The sequence below is a fragment of the Pseudoalteromonas sp. DY56-GL22 genome, from assembly GCF_041414715.1.
In the GTDB taxonomy this organism is placed as follows: Bacteria; Pseudomonadota; Gammaproteobacteria; order Enterobacterales; family Alteromonadaceae; genus Pseudoalteromonas; species Pseudoalteromonas simplex.
Genome location: NZ_JANHZR010000001.1, coordinates 276,909 through 298,128, shown reverse-complemented (window position 1 = coordinate 298,128; position 21,220 = coordinate 276,909). Strand labels below are relative to the sequence as shown.

At 39.3% G+C, this 21,220-nt stretch carries 16 protein-coding genes; 5 read left to right on the top strand and 11 right to left on the bottom strand.

Translation table 11 applies throughout. The annotated features are described in order from the left end of the window. Positions 1–99: 99 nt before the first annotated feature. The 7 genes from NO991_RS01275 to tagH are packed head-to-tail and all read right to left on the bottom strand — an operon-like array spanning position 100 to position 9,529. Positions 100–891: a PP2C family serine/threonine-protein phosphatase gene (locus NO991_RS01275; protein ID WP_138618878.1), complete on the bottom strand. Its 792-nt coding sequence runs from the start codon at positions 889–891 to the stop codon at positions 100–102. Further along, the gene (gene tagF, locus NO991_RS01270) at positions 884–1,612 is read right to left on the bottom strand and encodes a type VI secretion system-associated protein TagF (RefSeq protein WP_138618876.1); all 729 of its coding nucleotides are present in this window, start codon (positions 1,610–1,612) and stop codon (positions 884–886) included. Before tagF ends, NO991_RS01275 begins: the two co-directional genes overlap by 8 nt. Next, positions 1,594–5,094, bottom strand: a complete 3,501-nt coding sequence (gene tssM, locus NO991_RS01265; protein WP_138618874.1) for a type VI secretion system membrane subunit TssM — start codon at positions 5,092–5,094, stop codon at positions 1,594–1,596. Before tssM ends, tagF begins: the two co-directional genes overlap by 19 nt. Before the next feature lie 10 nt (positions 5,095–5,104). Continuing rightward, a complete protein-coding gene (gene tssL, locus NO991_RS01260; protein ID WP_138618872.1) occupies positions 5,105–6,382 on the bottom strand; it encodes a type VI secretion system protein TssL, long form in 1,278 nt (425 codons plus the stop codon). A 15-nt stretch (positions 6,383–6,397) separates the two neighbouring features. Then, complete coding sequence (gene tssK / locus NO991_RS01255) at positions 6,398–7,726, bottom strand: type VI secretion system baseplate subunit TssK (RefSeq protein ID WP_187489391.1); 1,329 nt, start codon at positions 7,724–7,726, stop codon at positions 6,398–6,400. Positions 7,727–7,736: 10 nt separating this feature from the next. Continuing rightward, the gene (tssJ, locus tag NO991_RS01250; protein ID WP_138618868.1) at positions 7,737–8,195 is read right to left on the bottom strand and encodes a type VI secretion system lipoprotein TssJ; all 459 of its coding nucleotides are present in this window, start codon (positions 8,193–8,195) and stop codon (positions 7,737–7,739) included. 26 nt (positions 8,196–8,221) lie between these two features. After that, complete coding sequence (gene tagH, locus NO991_RS01245) at positions 8,222–9,529, bottom strand: type VI secretion system-associated FHA domain protein TagH (RefSeq protein WP_371351572.1); 1,308 nt, start codon at positions 9,527–9,529, stop codon at positions 8,222–8,224. 259 nt (positions 9,530–9,788) lie between these two features. Here tagH and NO991_RS01240 point away from each other — a divergent pair, with 259 nt between their 5' ends. Both NO991_RS01240 and NO991_RS01235 read left to right on the top strand, forming a co-directional pair. After that, entirely contained in the window at positions 9,789–11,747 is a 1,959-nt protein-coding gene (locus NO991_RS01240; protein WP_371351571.1) for a serine/threonine-protein kinase, read from the top strand. 116 nt (positions 11,748–11,863) lie between these two features. Next, positions 11,864–12,208, top strand: a complete 345-nt coding sequence (locus tag NO991_RS01235; protein WP_138618862.1) for a PEGA domain-containing protein — start codon at positions 11,864–11,866, stop codon at positions 12,206–12,208. A gap of 50 nt (positions 12,209–12,258) precedes the next feature. Here NO991_RS01235 and NO991_RS01230 read toward each other — a convergent pair whose 3' ends face one another. Further along, positions 12,259–12,618 (bottom strand): DUF1294 domain-containing protein, encoded by a 360-nt coding sequence (locus tag NO991_RS01230; RefSeq protein ID WP_371351570.1) that lies wholly within the window; start codon positions 12,616–12,618, stop codon positions 12,259–12,261. Between the two features lie 52 nt (positions 12,619–12,670). Here NO991_RS01230 and NO991_RS01225 point away from each other — a divergent pair, with 52 nt between their 5' ends. After that, positions 12,671–13,195: a hypothetical protein gene (locus tag NO991_RS01225; protein WP_054553611.1), complete on the top strand. Its 525-nt coding sequence runs from the start codon at positions 12,671–12,673 to the stop codon at positions 13,193–13,195. A gap of 75 nt (positions 13,196–13,270) precedes the next feature. Here the strand turns inward: NO991_RS01225 and NO991_RS01220 are convergent, their stop codons facing one another. Continuing rightward, complete coding sequence (locus NO991_RS01220) at positions 13,271–13,813, bottom strand: carboxymuconolactone decarboxylase family protein (protein WP_054553610.1); 543 nt, start codon at positions 13,811–13,813, stop codon at positions 13,271–13,273. Positions 13,814–13,915: 102 nt separating this feature from the next. On the opposite strand from NO991_RS01220, the gene NO991_RS01215 reads away from it, so the two are divergent. Further along, positions 13,916–14,497, top strand: a complete 582-nt coding sequence (locus tag NO991_RS01215; RefSeq protein WP_235377911.1) for a TetR/AcrR family transcriptional regulator — start codon at positions 13,916–13,918, stop codon at positions 14,495–14,497. A 33-nt stretch (positions 14,498–14,530) separates the two neighbouring features. On the opposite strand, the gene NO991_RS01210 is transcribed toward NO991_RS01215, so the two are convergent. Both NO991_RS01210 and NO991_RS01205 read right to left on the bottom strand, forming a co-directional pair. Further along, entirely contained in the window at positions 14,531–15,994 is a 1,464-nt protein-coding gene (locus tag NO991_RS01210; protein WP_138618854.1) for a DUF3360 family protein, read from the bottom strand. A 1,198-nt stretch (positions 15,995–17,192) separates the two neighbouring features. After that, a complete protein-coding gene (locus tag NO991_RS01205) occupies positions 17,193–19,316 on the bottom strand; it encodes a methyl-accepting chemotaxis protein (protein WP_054553606.1) in 2,124 nt (707 codons plus the stop codon). 151 nt (positions 19,317–19,467) lie between these two features. On the opposite strand from NO991_RS01205, the gene NO991_RS01200 reads away from it, so the two are divergent. Continuing rightward, positions 19,468–21,201 (top strand): GMC family oxidoreductase, encoded by a 1,734-nt coding sequence (locus tag NO991_RS01200; RefSeq protein ID WP_054553605.1) that lies wholly within the window; start codon positions 19,468–19,470, stop codon positions 21,199–21,201. Positions 21,202–21,220: the final 19 nt, after the last annotated feature.

The window sequence follows — 21,220 nt, the reverse complement described above, 5'->3', positions numbered from 1 at the left end:
TCTTATTTATAATTTCAAGCCACAAAAGCATTAATTAAAATTAAATTACAAAAAATAAAATAATTAAACAATAATTATCCACCTTATTAAAATAATATATTAGCTATTTAATAATAAGGGCACAGTCAAGTCATCATTAATCAATGTTTTATCATTAGAATTATCCAGCTTTTCATTTTTCACTAAAATAAAAGTAACATTATCTCTTGCACCACGCACAAGAGTGGAGTGAATTAATGCCATTCCTGAATCAATGATATTTTTAGGCGCTAAAGCAATACTAATTTCTGAATCACTTAACTCACCTGTTAAACCATCCGAGCAAAGTAAGAAAATATCATCAGTTAATAAGTCACCTTCAACAAAGTCGACAGACAGCTCATTTTGCACTCCCACCGCACGCGTAATTACGTTAGCTAAAGGATGGTTTATTGCCTCTTGCTCTGTTAGTAATCCTTCATCGATTAAATCATTAATCTGACTATGGTCCCGTGATAACTGCAACAAAGAGTTAGACCTGTATCTATATATTCTGCTATCACCTACCCACAGAGCAGAATATTTATTGTCTTTAAAAAACAGTACAGTAACGGTTGTACCGGCCGTTTTATTACTTAAAAAGTCACTGCTATATTCAAGCAGTTTCGTATTTGCACTTTGTATTGCTTTAATCAACATCTCGGTTGAAATTGATGAAACGGGTAACTCTTCAACTTCAGCCTTAATAACGTCAACTACTAGCTGACTTGCAAAATCGCCGGCTTCATGCCCACCCATGCCATCCGCTACAATCCAAAGGTTGTATTTATTAAGTTCAACATAAGCATCTTCGTTTAGCTCGCGAATAACTCCACGGTGAGACACGGCATAACTGATAAAATTTTTATTCACACTCACTTACCTGGGTATAATTCCATTCCCAATGCTGCCAACGTCCATCTAGCATTGCAGCCACTTGATTTACTGGTGGTAAACCTGCTGTAACAAAAACAACAGGCTTGATATCTATAGAACCGTGGGTCCACCAAACACTATAATCCCCATATTTATTGAGTAAGAGTGAATGCAATACATCATCGACAGTTCCACCACCTAACTCATCTCCTTGAAACTCAAAAACTACAGCAGATTTATTTTCATCTGGAGAAAGGCTTTTACTGAATATTTTAGCGGGTGAACGGCTCTCCTTAAGCGTACTCATCACCTTCTTCTGCCATAAACTTAAGTCTACACTGTCATCAAGTACAGATAACACAGCGTCTTCATAATCAAGAGACAGTTGATTCGAATTTAATGTCGCAATGGGAGTGCTATCGCTATCAACGAGGACCGTAAAAGGATAATGGCGCCCTACAGCATCAACACTTGGCAAAAGCGTTCCTTTTTTAGCACTACTCGTTATTAAATTTTCTGACAATGCAAAATGCCAAACTGGACTTGTTAAATAACGCTCTTGCCATTGAGCACCCAGTTGCTCTTTGCTGACTGCGATAGCAGCTTGTAACCAATGCTCCCAGTGCTCTGAAAACTGCTGACAAACTCCTTCTTGGACAAAGTCACCCAAAAATGGAACCTTGCCCAAATAGCCAATCCCTATAGCCTTGTCGGACATGAAAAACTCTCTATACTTGCGTTCCAAAATGGATGTCTAATTGAATTTGGCAACAATTCAACCATTGCATTATTACCTTGCAGCGAAAAGTGTAGCTCTAAGTCATTTTGTGTTTCGGCTCGCTGGGCCTTTAAATCATCTAACATTCGATAAAAAGACCATTCGCCACTGTAACTAGTATTGATTGTTCTGCCCCCATACGGTGGTGTAAACACAATTCTGGTTTTACTTTGGGCAACGTCTCCTGGCCAAACAATGCTCTTAACTTTCGGCGGACCATGCCTATAAATCATTGACTGACCATCTATTTCTATCATGAAACTGGAAATCGTTTGGTCTAATTTAATTGGCTTTAAACCAAACTCTATTCGCGGTGTATTGCTATTCCCATCAAAGAATACTTCGCGAATTCTGGCCGCTTGCTCAAACATTCTAAGTGCAGACTCGCTTACTCCTATATTTTTTTCAAAACGCCATGGGCTCTTACTCGTATCGACACTTGGTGCGATATAGGTCGTGAAGAAGTTATCAATAGTGCCTTCAGGCCCAAAGAAATCCGAAAAATCTTTAAGATTAATTTCTTTATCCGAGTGAGGTACTAGCGGGTAACGCCCTACAATTGCTGCGTTGTACTCTCGTAAAACACTGCTTCTCCAGATTTCGTTAAGGTGTTGATTGGCACTTTTTCTAGTGATGTTTGACGTATCTTGGCTTATGTTCAACAACCAATGACTGGCAGGATAAGGCAGCCCTTTACTTTGAAACTCAAGCTGGCTTAGAAACTCTGGTTTATTTTTGCCACTTAATTGGTTCTTCACAGAAGACTTAAGTAAGCCACCACGATCAAGTTGATTTAAGTAAATATTTAGCTCTCTTAAACTTGCTTGTATTGTTTCAAGTTGCTGTGGTTCGATTTCTAAAATATCACTAAATGCTTCTTCTACTTGATGACCAGGAAGCTTGACCTCAAACTTTGGAGTTTCATTTGGTAAGTAGCGCTTAAGTCTATTAGCCTTAGTATGCATAGCGACTTCAGCTGCATTTGCAGCCACTTTACCGGCAGCCTTTTGATTTTCAGAAATAGGCAACTTAGTCAATTGAACATTTTTTTGAACCGTTGTAATAATATTTTTTATTGGCGCTTCAGGTCCCGCTAAAACATTAGTAACGCGAACACCTTCTGTTGGTGAATTGAACTCTTTTAAAGTCAGCTCATCGACAAACGAACGCCAGTAATAAATATAATCTTGAAAATACTTTTGCTCTAATTTCTTTTCGATCTCCGCTTTAGAAATATCGTATGTGTTTGCAGCTTCTTCACCGTAAACCCAACTACTTGCCATCAGATTACCCAGCATCTTGCTTTTCTCGACATTGAAGATGCCATGGTAACCATTATAAGTATAAAGGCCCGGAATACTTTTCATCGTAGCTTCAGGATTTTGAAAACTAAATTCTCTCGCGCTTTCGTAGCTTATAATGTCCGTTAGTTTTATTGGTGGAATGCTACTTTCCATAAAATCAGCTTGTAATCTTTGGTAAGCTCTTTCTGCGATTGGCAATTTTGTTAGTTCAGCTCTAGCAAGACGAACAGCTTGATGATCTATTTCTTGCCCAGAAATACCATAATCGAGGAGTGCTCGTGTATGAGCCATTAAATCAGCACGATTGGTTACGTTAACATCACCCGGAAGAGCTCTTTCGTAGTAGGCGCTAAACCATGCAAGTAAATCATCTTGGTTATAATGCTCAGGTTCAAATAACATCAGATAGCTACGCAAAGTCTCATATAAATAACTCAAATAGTCTGCTTGTTGTTCCATCTCAGATGTTAGCGCATTGAGTAGAAATGGTTCTAAGTATGTTTTTAAAGAACGTAAGTAGGCGCTTTTCGAAGCTTCTGTTAGCTCTTCAACTTTACTAAAACCATACGCTTCAAAGTCTTCTGCATTAATTTTATTAACAGGGAAGTTCTTTAGCGCATTAAAACGCTGATTCAAAATAATTAGATTACTTTTATCGACCGTATTTTGATCTAATACTTGATATTCAGCTAAAGCTTGATTCGTTTCATCTATTAGATCACTATTCCATGAAAAGCTAATAAACCAAGAAACACTTAATGTAATCAGTGTTATACATGTTACGGCTAGGCATGAAACGCGTAACCACTTACTTTGCTTTTCATGATGTTTGTTAGTACTTGCTAGATTCTGTTCAGGAAAAATAACACTTTCTAATAAACGCTTGATAAAAAAGCTTCTAGTTTGGTTAATATAATCTTTTTTTGCTGAGCTTTGATCACTCAACAAATTAGAAGGTGTTCCCTCTTGCGTTGCACTCGTAAGATAGACACCTCGAAATATTGGCAAGCTTTCATACGCATTTGGTGTAAATATTTCTTTCAAAAAAGAGTAACCAACACTCTGAAGAGCACGAAGTTGCTTCGGAAATTCAAACACTTTAGAGCGGTTCACTAAATCATGCTCGTTAATCAAACGTCGATTTAATAACGAAGTAAGGTTTGAAATTAATCCATGAAATTCTTTGTTAAACACTTCAATTTGATTGTCAGAATCAGTATCTAGTTCAAAAGTTACCCCCCAAACTTGCTCCGTTTCTTCATCACTGAGCTCACTAAAAAACTCTCTAAAGCCTTCAACCAAGTCGACTTTTGAAAAAATAACATACACAGGAAAGGTCATGCCAAGCTGCCCTTGAAGCTCCTGTAATCGTTGCTTTATCGCACGGGCATGTAAGTTACGCTCAGTTTTAGTTTGATTCATCAGTTCGGATATCCCCATACTGATGATCACACCATTTACAGGCCGCTTGGGTCTGTATTTTCTAAGTAGACCTAAAAAACCTTGCCATGCCTTTGAGTCATGTAAAGCATGGCTATTTTGTGTTGTGTAACGACCTGCGGTATCGATAATCACTGCTTTATTAGTAAACCACCAATCACAATTACGCGTACCACCAACACCGTGAATTAGGTCTGTGCCTAGCTTTTCCTTTAAAGGAAAATCAAGACCTGAGTTATTAATGAAGTTTGTTTTACCTGAACCAGGAGGGCCAATCATGATATACCATGGTAGCTGATAGATATTACGACCATTAAAAAGCTTAGCATCCTTCAATAACTCGATCGCCTCAACCATACGAGTTTTTAAGGTTTTAATTTCTTCTTGGACTTCATCTGCAGAATTAGCATCAACCTCAATCAGTTCTTCTGTCATGCTGGTATTTCGTTTGCTTTGATTTCTGAACTCAATCAATTTAACAACGGTATATACCAATAAAATTGCTAAAATTGTGATAGCACGTGCTGCAACACTTTCAAACGGTTTATAATCGGCGATCGCAATCAGTGGACCACCAAACCAGATAAGTAGGAAGAGAGCTAAAAAGCCAACAACAATCATTACCTTACGAGAAGTAGCAGCGTACATAGCGCGCTTGCACTTTTGAATAAAACTCATCACAACTCCATTAAAAAAGTAAGTCGATTTCAATTCGGCGGTTTAATGCCTTATCTGAATTCGTATTGCTCACTAAAGGCTCTGCTGAACCTTTTCCTTCTGGCCATAACCTTCCCATTAAGCCTGTATTCTTAGCCATTGAGTTTGCTACTTGTGTAGCCCTAGCTAATGATAAATGCCAATTCGAAGGATACTGACTGGTACTTATTGGGCTATCGTCGGTGTGACCTGTGATTAAGATTTTGCCTTTTGTTCCTTCAAGGCTTAGCGCTAACTTCTCTAAAATTGGTTGGAAAGACGGCAAAAGTATCGCTTCGCCTGAGTTAAACAAACTCTCATTATTTATTGTTATTCTAATTCTATCTGTTTGTTGCTCAACACTGACTATACCGCGTTGTATTTCAGTGTGTAATAACTGGGTTAACAAATCCAATTGCTTACTTTTATTGCCTTCAACTTGTGAAGATGACAAAGGATGAACTAACTTCAAATTTTCAGCTGTTGCGTCAACTTGCTCATTAAGGCGCATGTTGAAAAACAAATAAACCACAAGCGCAATTAAAGCAAGCACCGAAATTACAACCCAAAGTGGAATTTGATTTCTTAGCTCCATACCTGCTGCAACACGGCTTTTCCAGCTAGGTGCTAAAAATTGGCTATGTGGTCCATCTATTTGATTAAGAATGTGGTAAATTCTATTACGGTAATCTTCTAGCTTACTTTCCCCGCTGGCTTCAACTCGAAACTTACCTTTAAAACCTAAATTTAAGCAGTGGTACTGTAGCTCTAAGAAGTTTCTGTTCATTTCTGGGTGTACTAAAGCATCATCAAGCAAAGTAAAAAAGTACTCACCACCAAATGTTTCTTTATGAAAAGTAGATAGCAAGCTCTCTTCAGCCCATTCCAGCGAACTCCATTTAGCATTTAATACAGCTTCATCAATAACAGCACATAGGCAATAACGTGCATTATTAATGACCGTAAGTTCAATAGACTTTGCACGTAGATTGGTTTCAAATCGCTTAATTGATTCAATAGCCCGATGCTTTAAAGCTGCTAGACTGTCAATTTGTGATGACTGATTAATAAAAATAATCAATGAAAAGCTGTCATTAGCTGCATCGAGTAATTCATTTTTAAAAATTGATACAGAACTAACATTCGCCTTTTCAGGTGAAGAGTGACTAAAAGAGACAACGGTTTTGTCACTCGAACCTTGTGATGCATCAGCATTTGATTTATCTCGGCTTAAACGGCCGGGACGTGGTTTGATTATTGTTTCATCCATTGAAACGCTTCCTTTTTAGCTTCTAATTGCCCAAAGAATTAAGTTTAAATCAGGGTAGTTGCCCGACAAATGAATAGCGATACCACCGCTTGATTTGAGTTTGCTCCAATGTTCACTGTTTTTATTGAGCTCAAAATAATGATACCCCGCATGGTAAGGCACTTGACGTGGAGCCGTAGGTAAGCCATTAATTGAGATCCCTGGCAATTGGTTATTTACTAAATCTCGGATCGACTCAACGCTACCAATCTTAATTTGCGAAGGTAATAGTTTTCTTAACTCTTCATGCGGAATACTCGCTTTAACTGCGAGTACAAATTGAGCAGAGTCAAGTATCGACTTATCTCTTAATGCACCAAATGAGATACCAAATTTGCTTTGTTCTAATTTAATTTCAGTGGCTGTTTGTTCAATCACCTGACTTAATGATTGATAAAGGAAGTTCACAACTTCTGCAAAAACAAACTGTAAATTTGTATGGTCATATTTAGGAAGTTGCGGTACCCGCTTGTTAACAGCACTAAAAGTTGCAAGTTCTCCTGCAAGCTCAATTAGTCGCGTGTAAAGCTCTCGCGGATGAACACGTGAATGCGTTAATAAGCTTTGAAAAACTGCATCATATTTATTAAGAGTTTGTAGCATCAGAAAATCGGCCACTGATGTACTACCTGCATACCCTTGGCACAGCCTCACTGCAATACTTTCAGCACGTTGCTTAATTAAGCCTGATACTTCTCTAACAAGCGCTGTTAAAGGCTTATTACTGCTAACATAGAGGCTTGGCGGAACATACTTAGAGTCAAGTTTAATTGCCCCTTCACTAGTCACTTCTGTAATTCTTGCAAGCGGCAGCAAGACATAACCTGATGTATCATCAGACATTAACATCAGTCTACTATGAAGCTTAGCAACTTGAATCATTTCTTGAGCTTGAGAGCCTAAACTGTCATCACTTACTGATAAATCTGCAACTCGGTAACGTGTCACCAATTCGTCGTCTTTAGAAGATAGATTAATGCCACTTCCTTTCAGAGCCGGTATTGCAAGGCATACTATTTCATCATAGGCACTTTTAGCTACAATCAAAGGTTCAGGAAGGTATTCATCGCCGGGCATCTGAATTGGGCATAAGTCTGCTGAAATAGCAGACAACTTATCAATGGCAAATTGGCCTGTTACAAGTAGTTCACTATTAATCTCAAGCTCTATAACTCCCCATGAATCAGGAACAGTGCCCTCTATAACTCTTCTAATTACACTAGAAACATGCTTATCTGCCTGTTGAAAGTGCTGAGGTCTTAAGAACATTCCTTCTGTCCATGCGACCCGCGTGTAATCACTCATGTTTATTCCTTTAATCTTTCATATATACAGCTAACGACTCAACATTTACGTCAATGTCATCATAGCCTGTTGGATCAACCTCTATTACCGCGCGCCAACGGGCTTTTTCAATATCTCTATAAGCGACTACAACACCAACAAAGCGAGTGTTTCTATTTAAATTCATTTTATATTCAATTGTTGAACCAGGCTGTAGCTCTAGCTCATCTTTTTTTAGAAGATCAGGCCCAAGTACTGCTTCAGGATTTTCATACAAACTAAAAAAATCTTGCGTATCGAAAATGGTGCGAGAGCTCAGTTCAAACACTTTGTAAACAACAGGTGAAGGACGATCAGAGATATCTGGATTCACATCTGAGGCCACTGAAATATTTAAATCAGTAGATGGGGGCACAAACTTATTTACTGTTGTACAGGCTGTTAAAAATACCCATAAAGCACCTACAAAGGTAAGCTTGAACTTCAACATTGCATTATTCCTTCATTGTAATACAGCTAATTTCCACCATTGTACGCCTTCAGAAAATCATCAGAAAACGCTAAAACGCCTTTAGCTTTAACATCATCTGTAATATCAGCATACAATTCGTTATATATACGCCAGCTAGAAGCACCACCATAAGCAGGCAATGAACTAAGCAACCCACCATTATTGCTTTGTGCTTTTATGCCATCGGGTGATAATTGTTCTAAAAGACCATTAAGTGCCCCTGTTGCACCTGCTAATAACCCTTGCTCGTGAAGTTTTGTATCAACAAAGCTTTCTTTAACTGCTTCATTCGCTGGCAAAAAACTTGCACTATTGCGAACAAAAAGATTCTGCATTACATCATCAATGGTTGCTGAAAACTTAAGTGGATTATTCTGTTCAACTTTAAACGTTGTGTGATTCAATTTCAGTTGATTCTTAATATTTGTTCGCTGGCGAATCAAATCCATCGAGCCTTCAAGGAAAAGCTTAAAGCACTCCCCCATACGTTGCCATGTGTCTTCATTTTGCAGCTCAGCTGATAGCTTTTCATTGACACTTAAGCCATTTAAAAATGAAGAGATTAACTTCGATGAGTTAGGAATTTGATTATCTTTTACAGGTGCGCTAACAGAGGCGTTATTTGCAGCAATTGCACTATTGCCATTATTAAACGGCTTACTATCGTTAACAGCTGGAGTGCTAATTACAGGCTCTTCTGCCGGTAATACAGGCACGCTATTTTCTTTTTCTTCTGCCGTAGCTGAAAGTTGTGCGAGTTCATCCCAATCCTCTGGAATGGGTTGACTCAGGCTTTGTTGTGAAAATATGTCGATATTATCACTCGGTGCTTCCGTAAAAGTAGGCGCTACTATTGCCTCTTCCAGCACATTTGAACTGTCATGAGCTACTTGTCGCTCAGCAGAGCCACTAAAATCTTCAGTTGAGCTCTTTAATTCATGCTGTAATGGGTTAAATGAGTTGATTTGCGGCTCAAAACCTTGTGGTTGATTAGCTTGCTGGATTGTAGATTCAATTTGATAGTCACCAATAGTGAAAACATCACCATCACTAAGGCGGTGCTTATTTTCTTTACCTAAAGGAGATACAGAAAAGTTTACAAATAGTCCATTGGTTGAGTAGTCATATACATAAAAGCCATCAGTTTCTTTTACGATTTTGCCATGACGGCCAGATATTACTTTTTCAGGATCAGGTAAATACCAATCACACTGTTCTGAACGACCAAAAGTTAATTCATTTTTTACTACTTTTTTCGCATCTATCTCAGGAGACAGCCTGTGATAACTGGTAACATTTAGAATCACTTCCATTTGATTGTTAGTCCCATAAATACAAACATTCTAATAGGATAAAATACTTCACGGAATAAAGTCAACGCGCAAAAATACCCAAATTTGAAATTTAAAATAATTTTAAAAAACAAAATAAACGAACATAAAGTAGTACCCACTTAAAAACCAAACCTTAAGTACTATTTCATTAATATAAACTGAATGATTGCTTATTGGTGTATTTTTTGTAAAATATGCACCAGTCAAAAGGAGATTGATTTTATAAAAAGGAATTATAATGACTTCTGAAAACGATAAAACACGTATTGCCTCAATAAAAAATAAAAATGCAATACAAAAAGAAAGCAAGCTTCATCTAATTGGTAAAACACTCGCAAAACGCTATTTAATTGAAGAATTAATTGGCGAAGGTGGGATGGGTTATATTTACCGAGCGCGAGACACCTATCTAAATACTCATTCTAATCAAGATGATATTGTAGCAATAAAAGTATTACATCCAGAGCTAGCTGACTCTGAAGATGCGTTATTGTTGTTGAAAGATGAGACTATTAAAACTCGCGCTCTCTCTCATCCTAACATTGTGAGAGTTTTTTCTGCTGCATCAAGTGACATGTACCATTTTGTAGTAATGGAATGGATTGAAGGTGAAACTCTTGAGCAATTAATTAAAAGAAATAAACCCAGTGGTTTATCTCAAAAAAGAGCTAAGCCTATCATAAATCAGCTAATCGATGCCCTTACTTATGCCCACTCTAAGGGAATAGTTCATAGTGATTTAAAGCCTTCAAACATAATTCTTGACTCACAAGGAAACTTAAAAATCTTGGATTTTGGAATTGCAAAGACAAATCTACATGAAGATAAATATGCAGCTCCAGCTAACGATGAACAACCTAATAGCAATGGATATACTCCTACTTATGCGAGTCCTGAGCAATTAAATGGAGGCAAACCTTCCGCCAAAGACGATGTATTTGCATTTGGCTGCCTCGTATTTGAGTTATTAACAAGCAAGCATCCGTACAATAGAGTCGCTGCAAATCAAGTAGCAAAAGATACAAGTGTCAAGAAACCAAGCAATTGCTCTATCAGTGTTTGGCTCAAACTCAAAAAATGCATTTCACTTGATGCTGCAAATCGTCCTAAATCATTGTCCGAAATTAGGTCCGAACTAAACAATAATAGAACCACTCTATTTATCCATGCAGCTTGCTACGCTTTACTTCTTGGCGGTGCTGGTTACCTTTACTTCTCTCAAAGTGATACACAGCAATTGATTGAAGCAAACTATCAGAACTCGCTCGCAAAAGTTGAACAACTTGAAACATGGATGGGTTGGTCTAGTGATGGCTTACCACAACGCCTAAATGAAATACCTCCACAATATAAAGTTTTAAAAGAAGGGCTTTTAGCTGTCCATCAAAATAAAATCGTAGAAAAATTTTCTCAGCAGGTTGAAGATTTACCACGAACTTCCATAAATACAAGAGCCTATGATGAAGCTATTCATATCTATGACGAAGCGAAAAAGGTCTACCCTGATTCTGAAACACTAAGTAATAAACTCGAAAGTTTACTTACTGAAAGGCAGTCGATCCTTTCTGATCTTAGCTATCGTCTGGATGTACTTTTATCGCAATCGAGGTATACCGAGAGCGGTGACAATAATATAGATAGCCTTGTATCTCAAATAAACATTATTGATTCTAGTTTTGTATACGCACCCAACCAAGAACACATAGATAATTTCAAACTAGCTGTTTTAAGCTCGATTGAAAACGAGGATTTCGTTACACAGAAAAGGCTACTTGATGTAGGTGAATTAGTTTTTTCAAATACTTCAGAACTTGAGCCACTCGTTACTGCGTTGAGGAAAAAAGAGTCAGCCATGATCGCTTTAGCTGAATATAAGAAAAAAATCAGTGAGGGGATCACAGTCAGTTACCCTGACGATGATGCAAAGATTTTTTATCAAGAAAAGTTAGCAAAGTTTAGCTCTCAACTAGCTAATGTTTCAGACTATAAGCAGCTTATCGAATTTGATGAGTCATTTAGCAAAGAAGCAGAAATTTTCCCTGAGTCATTTGAGCCTATTTTAATGATCAAAGATCAGATAGCGACAACGTATATTTCTATGGCAAGCAGCTTAATGAAAGTAAAAATGTACCGAACGGCAGAGAAGCTAGTTGAACGCAGTGAAGAAATACGGAAGAGTCTAGAAAATACCCTCTAACTCAGTAACTTAAATAATCAAGCGTCAGAGAAGAGCAATTTTGCAAAGTTTTACTTTTGAAAACACCACTCTTCTTCTTTCACGTTTACTAAATAGTGTAATTAAATGGAGTAATTATGAAAAAATTAAGTCTGGCTTGTGCGTTAGTAATACTAGCGGGCTGCTCATCAACTACAGAAGTTTCACCGGAGCCAGAGCCAATTGTAGAGCCTGTAGCTGAAGTGGTAGAAGAAGTACCTGTAATTTCATTAACGGTAGTCACAACACCTGATGATGCGCGCGTTCGTATTATGAATATTAAACCTGTTTATGAAGATGGTATTGAACTTGATGAAGGTAAGTACGACATTGAAGTAACCAAGCCAGGTTACTTAACTTACCGCAAATGGGTTGTTGTTGATAAGAAAACAATTCTAACAATTGAACTTGATAGCATTGAATCAATTCAAGCTGCTCAATAAGTGGTTTTAACAAAAAAGGAAAGCGACTGCTTTCCTTTTTTGAGCTTCTTTTAAATTAACTTAAAATAATATAGCGACCATATCGCACTGCAATTAACAATAACTGTTAACCAGAGTACAGCAATAAAACTGCGTTTTTTAGATTTGTGTCTTAACCATTGCTGTGCAATGAATGAACCTGGCCAACCGCCGATTAACCCTAAAATATGCAGTGTACGCTCAGGTACTCTTATCACATGCTCGCCATGTTGCATTGCTAAACGTTTATCCCAGCCATACACCAAAAAGCTTACTAAGCTCGCTACACTGTAAGTGCCTGCAATAAAGTAGGTAATATTAAGTTGCCATGATGTCAGCCATAGCAGCGCTAAAAACAACAATGAAAATGTAATTAATGTTTTCTTAATCAACGAAGTATCACCTATACTGTGCAAAACAAATTAATTTTATCGGGGCGCTATTATGGCATACCTAAAATCACTTTTACTATCAATCTGCCTGTGTTCGCTTTCTGTTATGGCAGCAGAGCAACAACTTGATGACAAGCTAAAAGTGTTTGAACCTTACTTAGGCACGTGGCAGTCAGACTTTAATGTCGCAGCAGGTAAACCTGCGGTGCAAGATGTGAGTACCTGGCAACGCGCGCTCAATGGCACGGCTATTAAAACCATTCACTCTATCAATGAAGGTGAATATGGTGGTGAGTCGATGATTTTTTGGGACAATAAAAAGCAGTCTTTGGTGTTTTATTACTTCACTACAGCTGGGTTTTACACCCAAGGCACTATGAATGTACTTAGCCCTACTCAGTTTGTTGCTTATGAAAATGTAACGGGTAATAAAGATGGGATCACTAAAGTCAAATCGACAAGCGAGTTTAAAGATAACAGCTTTGTAGTGTCGACCTCTTACCTTAAAAAAGGTCAATGGACAAAACCCGATACCCGAACTTACACCCGCAGCGAAAAAACGGTTAAGTTTAAGTAAGCTATGCCCAAACCTCCTCAAGATGCAGAAACTCGCACCTTGAGGTGGTTTGGGTATATAGCCGTGCTTTATTTATTACTTAATAAATTTTTTAAACGGCTGATCAACAGGCGTATCAGCTAAATGGTTCGTATAATTACTCATCACTTTTTGTGCTAAACCTAGAACAATTTCTAATAATTGCTGATTTCCATAACCCGCACTGTAAAACTCTTCTAACTCACTTTCGTCAATTACACCTCGGTTTCGCGTCATTGCTAAGGTTGTATTTCTTAAAGTTTCTAACTTGGGATCAGCAAGTGGAGTTTTATTAACTAACGCATCAACAATCTCTTGATCAACCTTCATACTCGCAGCGATTGCACTATGTGCAGGTACACAATAATGACAATTATGTTCAACATTAATTGTTTGCCAAACAACTGTCAGCTCTTGAGCATTAAACGATGTTTTTTGAAATAACTCATGAAGCACTTGGTAACCTTCAAGTAGTGTAGGTGCCTCTGCCATCACGGCATGTAAATTTGGCAACATACCAAAGGCTGATACTGAGTTATCGATAAGTGCTTTTGAGCCCTCTGGCGCGGTTTCTTTTGTGTAGAGTTCAAAGTTTTTCATGTTATCTCCTATCGTGTCTGACTAAGATTTATGATTAGCCTAGTTGTTTTTGAGCAGTTGTTCAAGTTAAAATTGAACAACTGCTCAATTTTGGTATTCGTCATGGTCAATAAAGTTAAATTCAATCGCGATGAAGTAATCACGAAAGCACAAATGCTATTTTGGAAAAAAGGTTTTTCTACGACATCTACCCGTGATCTCCAAACGGTCGTTGATATGCGCCCAGGCAGTATTTATTCAGCGTTTGGTTCAAAAGAAGGTTTATATTCAGAGTCTTTAAAAGTCTATGCTACGCAACTTAAGCTGTTGCTAGCGAGCCATATTGAGAATAGCGAAACAATGCTTGATGGCTTACATGCATTTGTTGTTACGGTACTTGAAAGTGCTGAAGATGGATGTGAAGTATGTATGTTAATCAAAGCAAGTACAGAATTCGATCACACTCAGCCTAAACTTAAAACGTTAACCGATGACCTTTTGCAGCAGTTTGAACACGACTTATCGACTCTATTTGATATTGCACAACAGCGTGGTGAACTAGCCAACACTCATAGTCCGCTAGAATATGCTCGTTTATTTCAGATACAATTTACTGGCTTAAGAAGTTATTTACACAGGCCAATGTCGAAACCGATGACTGAGCAGCTTATTGGTATGATGTTCACACTTATAAAAAATTATTAAAGGGTAAGGCGTTTATCACCTTACCCTCACATATCAATGTCTAAAGTCTGACATTAAAGCCGGAATACCTGGCAGCATCCCCACTATTGCCATCACGCTTGTTAAGATAACAAACATCACTAATGGAATAATCCAGCGGCTCATTGGAGACAGCTCAGAGCTTCGCTCTTTACAACCAATTAAGCCCAAATTGTCGAGCAACATAGTTAATGACCAACCAAATGCAGGGTTCACTAAGGTCGAGGAAAACACCACAATAGCAGCTGATTGCGTAGTTTTACCTTCACGGGTCATTTCCATGCCAGCTTCAAGAAGTGGGATAAACACACCGACAATCAAAGCGACGCATAACACAGGTTGCCAAATAGCTAAATCCATTGGGTAGCCCCAAATACTGGCAATGATACAAAATAATGCTGTTAACACCGCTCCCGCAGGAATTGGGCGTTTAGCGATAGCTGCTGGCACGATGTAGGTTCCCCATGACGAGGTAAAGTTAGAGCCGCCTAACAATGAACCAAATGTCTGGCGGATTGAAGCACTAAACATGGTATCGTCAATGTTCATTTGTACTTTTTCAGTGCGTTCTGGGTAACTAATTTTTTGGAATACTTGATGTCCTAAAAAGTCAGGTGACCACATGGCAACCGCAAGCACCGCGAATGGCAAGACCACTACAAAGCTCTCTAGGGTTGGTAATCCCAGCATCCAACCGGTATTTTCACCCCACCAATACATTGGGTTCATATTTGGTAAACCCGGTGCTGTTTTAAACTCAAACGGCGCCCCTAGTAAAAATGCAATTAAACCGCCAAGCAAGCAACTTAATGGCACGGCTAACCAACGTTTTTTGTAGTGCTCAAGTAAGGCGTACAACACGATAGTCGATAAAATTACAATGAAAGCAATATGGGTCATATCAATGCCTTCAGCCCATGCAAACAGCTTTTTAACCTGTGAAATCGTACCAATAAAGCCAAGGTAAAGCAGTAAACCGCCACACACGCCTCGGCTGGTTAACCCCGCCAGTAAACTCCCGCCTTTACTAAGCGCCAGTAATAAGCCAAACGCCCCTATCAGTAAACCGAAGGCCATTGGGTGACCACCCGCTGCCACCACTATCGGGATCAAAGGAATAAGCGGCCCATGCGTACCCGCTAAGTTTGCTGTTGGTAAAAAGAAGCCCGAAAATAATAAAATGAAGATCGATACAATTAACAGCTCATAACGCACGTTTTCTAAAATAAAGCCTTCACCTAAGCCCAGTGGCGCTGCAAATGTTGCAGCAATTGCACCCACCATGACCACCTTGCCTATGGTCCCTGCCATGGCAGGGATAGAGTCTTCTAATTCAAATCGATAGTCACGAAATGGTAAATTTGGACGCCAACGCTTAGGCTGCATAATTTGTAATTCGTGTTCAAGGTATTCGTCACGACTCGAAAATTCACTGCTGGGTTTATGAAGATCTTGATAGCTTTGTTGCTTCTTATTCATAAGTTCTCCTACTACCTATCTTGAAAAATTGTGTGAGTTTTTATTATGCAGTTAGGGTAAAGCAGCCTGATGTAAAACACGATTAGGCAAAAGGTAGGGTATGAATTTATAAAATAGGTGTTTTTAATAAACTGAGAGCATCCGAAAATAAATTTAATACATTGATATAAATAGCTTTATTTAGAAAAAACGCTATGAAAAAGTAAGCTAAAGGTTATTTTTCAAACACATTAACTATTAGTCTAATAAATTGTATGAATAGCAGACAATCAAGTTGTTAAGTCACAGAAGACAAGCGTCACGCTTGCTTGGCGCACGAAACACGTTTCACGCCTACGGCCAAGGTTTTACTTTTGTGTGGTGATTAATCTTTCATGACTAAAGTCATTCCTACGATAAATGAGGTGCGAGGTGCGAGGTGCGAGGTGCGAGGTGCGAGGTGCGAGGTGCGAGGTGCGAGGTGCGAGCATGAGCTTAAGTTTCTTTGCACTATACGACTAGTAATTAATTAACGGCTCTGATAAAAATACACTGAATATGGAAGAAAACGAGCTATAAGCCCGTTAAGTTTAATGGAATTACTATCCTAGTGAGGTTCAAATGGAAATTGAAGTAACCAGACCAAAACAATATCATGATAAAATTAGAGATTACACTTTATGGGCCGATTCTAAAAAAATCGGAAAAATCAAACCCAACTCTTTAACCAACTACACAATACCTGACGACGCTAGATTCATCTGGTTCTCCATTGATTGGTGCTCTAGCCCTAAACTTTCTGTCAAAGATATTCAATCAAATAAAGTAACTGTTTCGAACACTATGAGCAGTAACTTACTATCGGGTCTATTTTTACCCATTTATTACGTTACTTTTGGTAAAAATAAATATCTAACAATTACGAGCGATGTATAACCACCCTTAATCGATTTCAGATTCGATTACTTCATCGCATAACGATATTTTTACCCTTCGTCGCGGCATAAAGCCGCTGCGACCTGTAGGCGTCACGCTTGCTTGGCGCACGAAACACGTTTCACGCCTACGGCCAAGGTTTTACTTTTTTGTGGTGATTAATCTTTCATGACTAAAGTCATTCCTACGATAAATAGATACAAGATGCGAGCTTGTAGCAGCGATTTCACATCGCGTTTTTCTCGCATCTCTTATCTCGCAACTAGAACTTATAGCTCCCTCTCTATTTCGTTTTTAACTTATTCAACTCATCATCTTGTTGTGCAACAAGTGCATTAAGAGTTTGGCTACCATCACCGGCTTGGGTAGATAGCTCAGCGAGTTGTGATGCGGCATCTGAAATTAACGTCAGGTTGCGGTTTATTTCTTCTGTGACCGAGCTTTGCTCTTCTGCAGCCGTTGCAATGTGGGTAATTTGTTGCGTGATTTCGTCTACTTTAACTACAACTTCGTGTAATGCATCAAATGCAACTGAGGTTTCATCTACCGCGGTCTGTGCACGCACAACACCTTGCTCAATAACCTTAGACGCATTACCTACTTCTAGCTGTAAGCTGTCAATTAAACCACTGATGTCATCGGTTGATGAACGCGTTTTTGAAGCAAGGGCCCTTACTTCATCAGCCACCACCGCAAAGCCACGACCTTGTTCACCAGCCCTTGCTGCTTCAATTGCCGCATTCAGTGCAAGTAAGTTTGTTTGCTCTGCAATCGTTCGGATCACGTCTAAAATTTGTGTAATGTCGTTACTACGTGCCGCAACTTTTTCGACCGCTTGATTAGCCTCTTTAATTTCGTCCGACATGGTTTTAACTTGGGTAACCGCAGACGACAAGCTCGATTCACTGCTAACAACTAAACCATTTATTTCATCGGCTTGTTGCGCTGACTGCTCTGAGGCTCTTGCAACTTCAAGGGCTGTTGCGCTCATTTCGTTCATAGCGGTCACTACGCTCTCAATTTCTTGGAATTGAGCTTGAACGTTGTGCTTAGTATCAACAGCAACACTAGTCGCTAGGTGAGCCTGCTCTTTGGTTTGCGTTGATACATTCTTAAGCTCACCAATTAAATCGCGCAATTTAGCAAGAAACGCGTTAAAGCCAGTTGCTAATGCGATTAGCTCAGCGTGAGTATCAACATGTAAGGTCTGAGTTAAGTCACCTTCAGCACTAGCAAGGTTATCAACGCGCTTTTGAATCTGCTGTAATGGTGCCACAATTGTACGGATCACTAAGGTCATGATCACAAAGGCTGCACCAGCAATAATAATACCCGTCACCAAAATCAAACCGCCTAGTGTGTTGGCATTTTCACTCATGCTATTTGCTAGCGCTTGAGGCCCTTCAAGGGCAAGCTCGGCGGGTACTTCAATCAGTAAGTTCCACTGTGTTTTAGCAAGCTTTATGGTAATTGGGTAGTTAACTAAATACTCATCACCGACTTTAAATACACCACTTTGCTTTTTCGCTTTTACGTAATTGTCTAAAGTGCTTTTAGCCACCGCCTCTTTTAACGGTCTGCCAAGCTTATCTTTGTAATGGCTGCTACCAACCACTAAATCGAGTGAGCTTAATAAAGTGACGCGAGCTTTGCCGTTATACAATTCTTTTGAGAGTTGCTCGGTCATGCTTTGAAATACAGGCAATGTTAAATCAACCCCGGCAACACCAATAAATTCGTTATCACGAAGAATGGGCACAGTTAAAGAGGTCATCATTTCAGAATAACCAGGGGTGATTTCGTATAAGTAGGGTTCCATAATACATGGCACTTTGGTGTCTTTTACACACAAGTACCACTCAGCTTCACGCTGACCAAATTCATTGAGCGTATCCACATATTTTTCAGCCGCATCGTCAACTGCCTGCTGTTCTATGCTGCCATCTCTATTACGAGTAAAGTAGATTTCTAAAGTACCTACACCAGCAACTGAGTGATCATATCCACTAATAAAATTAGCATCTCGGCCATCAAACGCATTTGCTTCAAATTGCGAATAAATAGATGAAAGAATAGTATTTTTTTGTAGCAAAGAGCGATTTAACTCAACCACCGCATCTCGAGTTAAGGTGCCTGCTGCATCGTGATCCCCTAAGATTGCTGCAAATGAGTAAGGTACTCGATAGGCTTCGTTTATGAAACCTGCAACTTGTTCACCATACGCTACGGCATTTGAGGCTAGCTTTTCTTCAACTTCGGCGACAATCAGCTTTTCTGATTGCGCAGCTAAATCTTGGTTACTGCTCGATAATTGCCACCATAAAACACTTGATAAAACAAAAACGGTTATGAAAATGCTTCCAACTGTAAGCCATAACAACTTTTTCGCTAACGCTAACTGCCGCATTGATTCTTCCTGCTACTATTATAAATCACCTTTAGTTTAGACCATTTGTCTGGTTTCATTAGGATAAATATAAAAAAAGTATGATTTCTAATAATTAAAAAGTAAGTTAATAATCAGCTAAATTAATAATAAACACCAATAGGCGAAAACAATGCAGCAACACACATTTGATTTTGACCAAATTATTATAGGCTCGGGATTTGGTGGCTCTGTGAGTGCGCTTCGCCTAAGCGAAAAAGGTAACCGGGTTTTAGTACTTGAAAAAGGTCTTCGCCGCGAAGACAAAGAGTTTCCAAAGACCAACCTAGATATCAAAAACTATATGTGGCAGCCAGAAATTGGCCTTAAAGGCTGCATTCAATTTTCGTTTACCAGCAAAGTCGCAGTGTTACATGGCGTTGGTGTTGGCGGTGGCTCACAAATTTATGCCAATGTGCACCTTATTCCTGATGATGAAGTCTTTCAATCTCCTGCTTGGACACGGATAAAATCAGACTGGAAAGACAGCCTCATGCCCTACTATGGCCTTGCACAGCGCATGTTAGGTAGCGCCAAAAATACCTATACCAATGTTGCCGATCACACACTAAAAGACATTGCTGATCAGATGGGGCAAGGCGACTCATTCAAAACCGTGAACACCGGGGTGCTTTTTGCAAAACCCGGCGAAGCCTATAAAAAAGAGCTACCCGACCCATACTTTAATGGCGATGGTCCGAGGCGAAATACCTGCCATTACTGTGGTAGCTGCATGATTGGTTGTCGCCATAATGCCAAAAATACTTTAATGAAAAATTACCTGTACTTTGCTGAACGCAACGGTGTAGAAATAAGACCTAGCTCTGAAGTAATCAAAATCATCCCGCTTAATGCAGATGGCAGCGCCGGATACAAAATTAAAATTAAAGATACCAGCCATCGCAATAGCCATATTTATACGCTGACAACACGGGGCGTCGTGCTAAGCGCAGGGGTCATGGGCACCGTGCCTTTGCTTTTAAAAATGCGCGATAAAGACAAAACACTGCCCAATATTTCAGCTTGGCTAGGCCAGCAAATTCGCACTAACTCAGAAACCCTCACCACCGCGAACAATACCACTAAAAAAGTTGATGATGGCGTTGCGATCAGCTCATTTATTTCGGTCGACAAAGACACCAACATTGAAATTTGCCGGTTTAGAGAAGGCGCTGATGGCACATGGCTATATTTACCTTACGTTCCTATGGTGACAGGCAAAGGCCTCAAGCGTATTGCTAAGTTTTTAGTGAATACACTGCGCCATCCAATAAAAACAGCTAAAGTATTGCGGCCAAAAGGCAAAGCCCGCAGCTCAATTGTATTTTTGGTGATGCAAAAATCCGAGGCGTTTATTCACCTTGAATGGCGACGCAAGTGGTATCGGTTATTTAAGAACAGCATTACTGCGGTGCAAAAAGACAATGACACGCCGCTTAGCGTTAGTTTTCCAAAAGCAGAAGAAGCAACCAAACTCTACGCCGAAAAACTCGGTGGCGTGCCCGGTTCAGCCTTAACTGAAGTGCTCTTTGGTGCCCCAATGACGGCGCATATAATGAGTGGAGTCGCCATGGGCACTGATGCCTCTAACGGCGTTGTTGATAGCTCAGGTGAAGTGTTCGGCTATCAAAACCTACGTGTTATTGACGGCTCAATCATACCCGGAAATTTAGGGGTAAACCCATCATTAACCATTACCGCATTGTCGGAATACGCAATGAGCCAAATACCGGTATTCGATGCAGCCCGAGCAAGCAAGATAAAGCCAATACAATTTAGTGAACCACGCGAAGGTCTAGTATCAGCACTTACTGGTTCAGGCGATTTAGCAAAATCGATTGCTGAAAAACAAAAAAGCCGTGCATAAAGCACGGCCTATTTTGGTA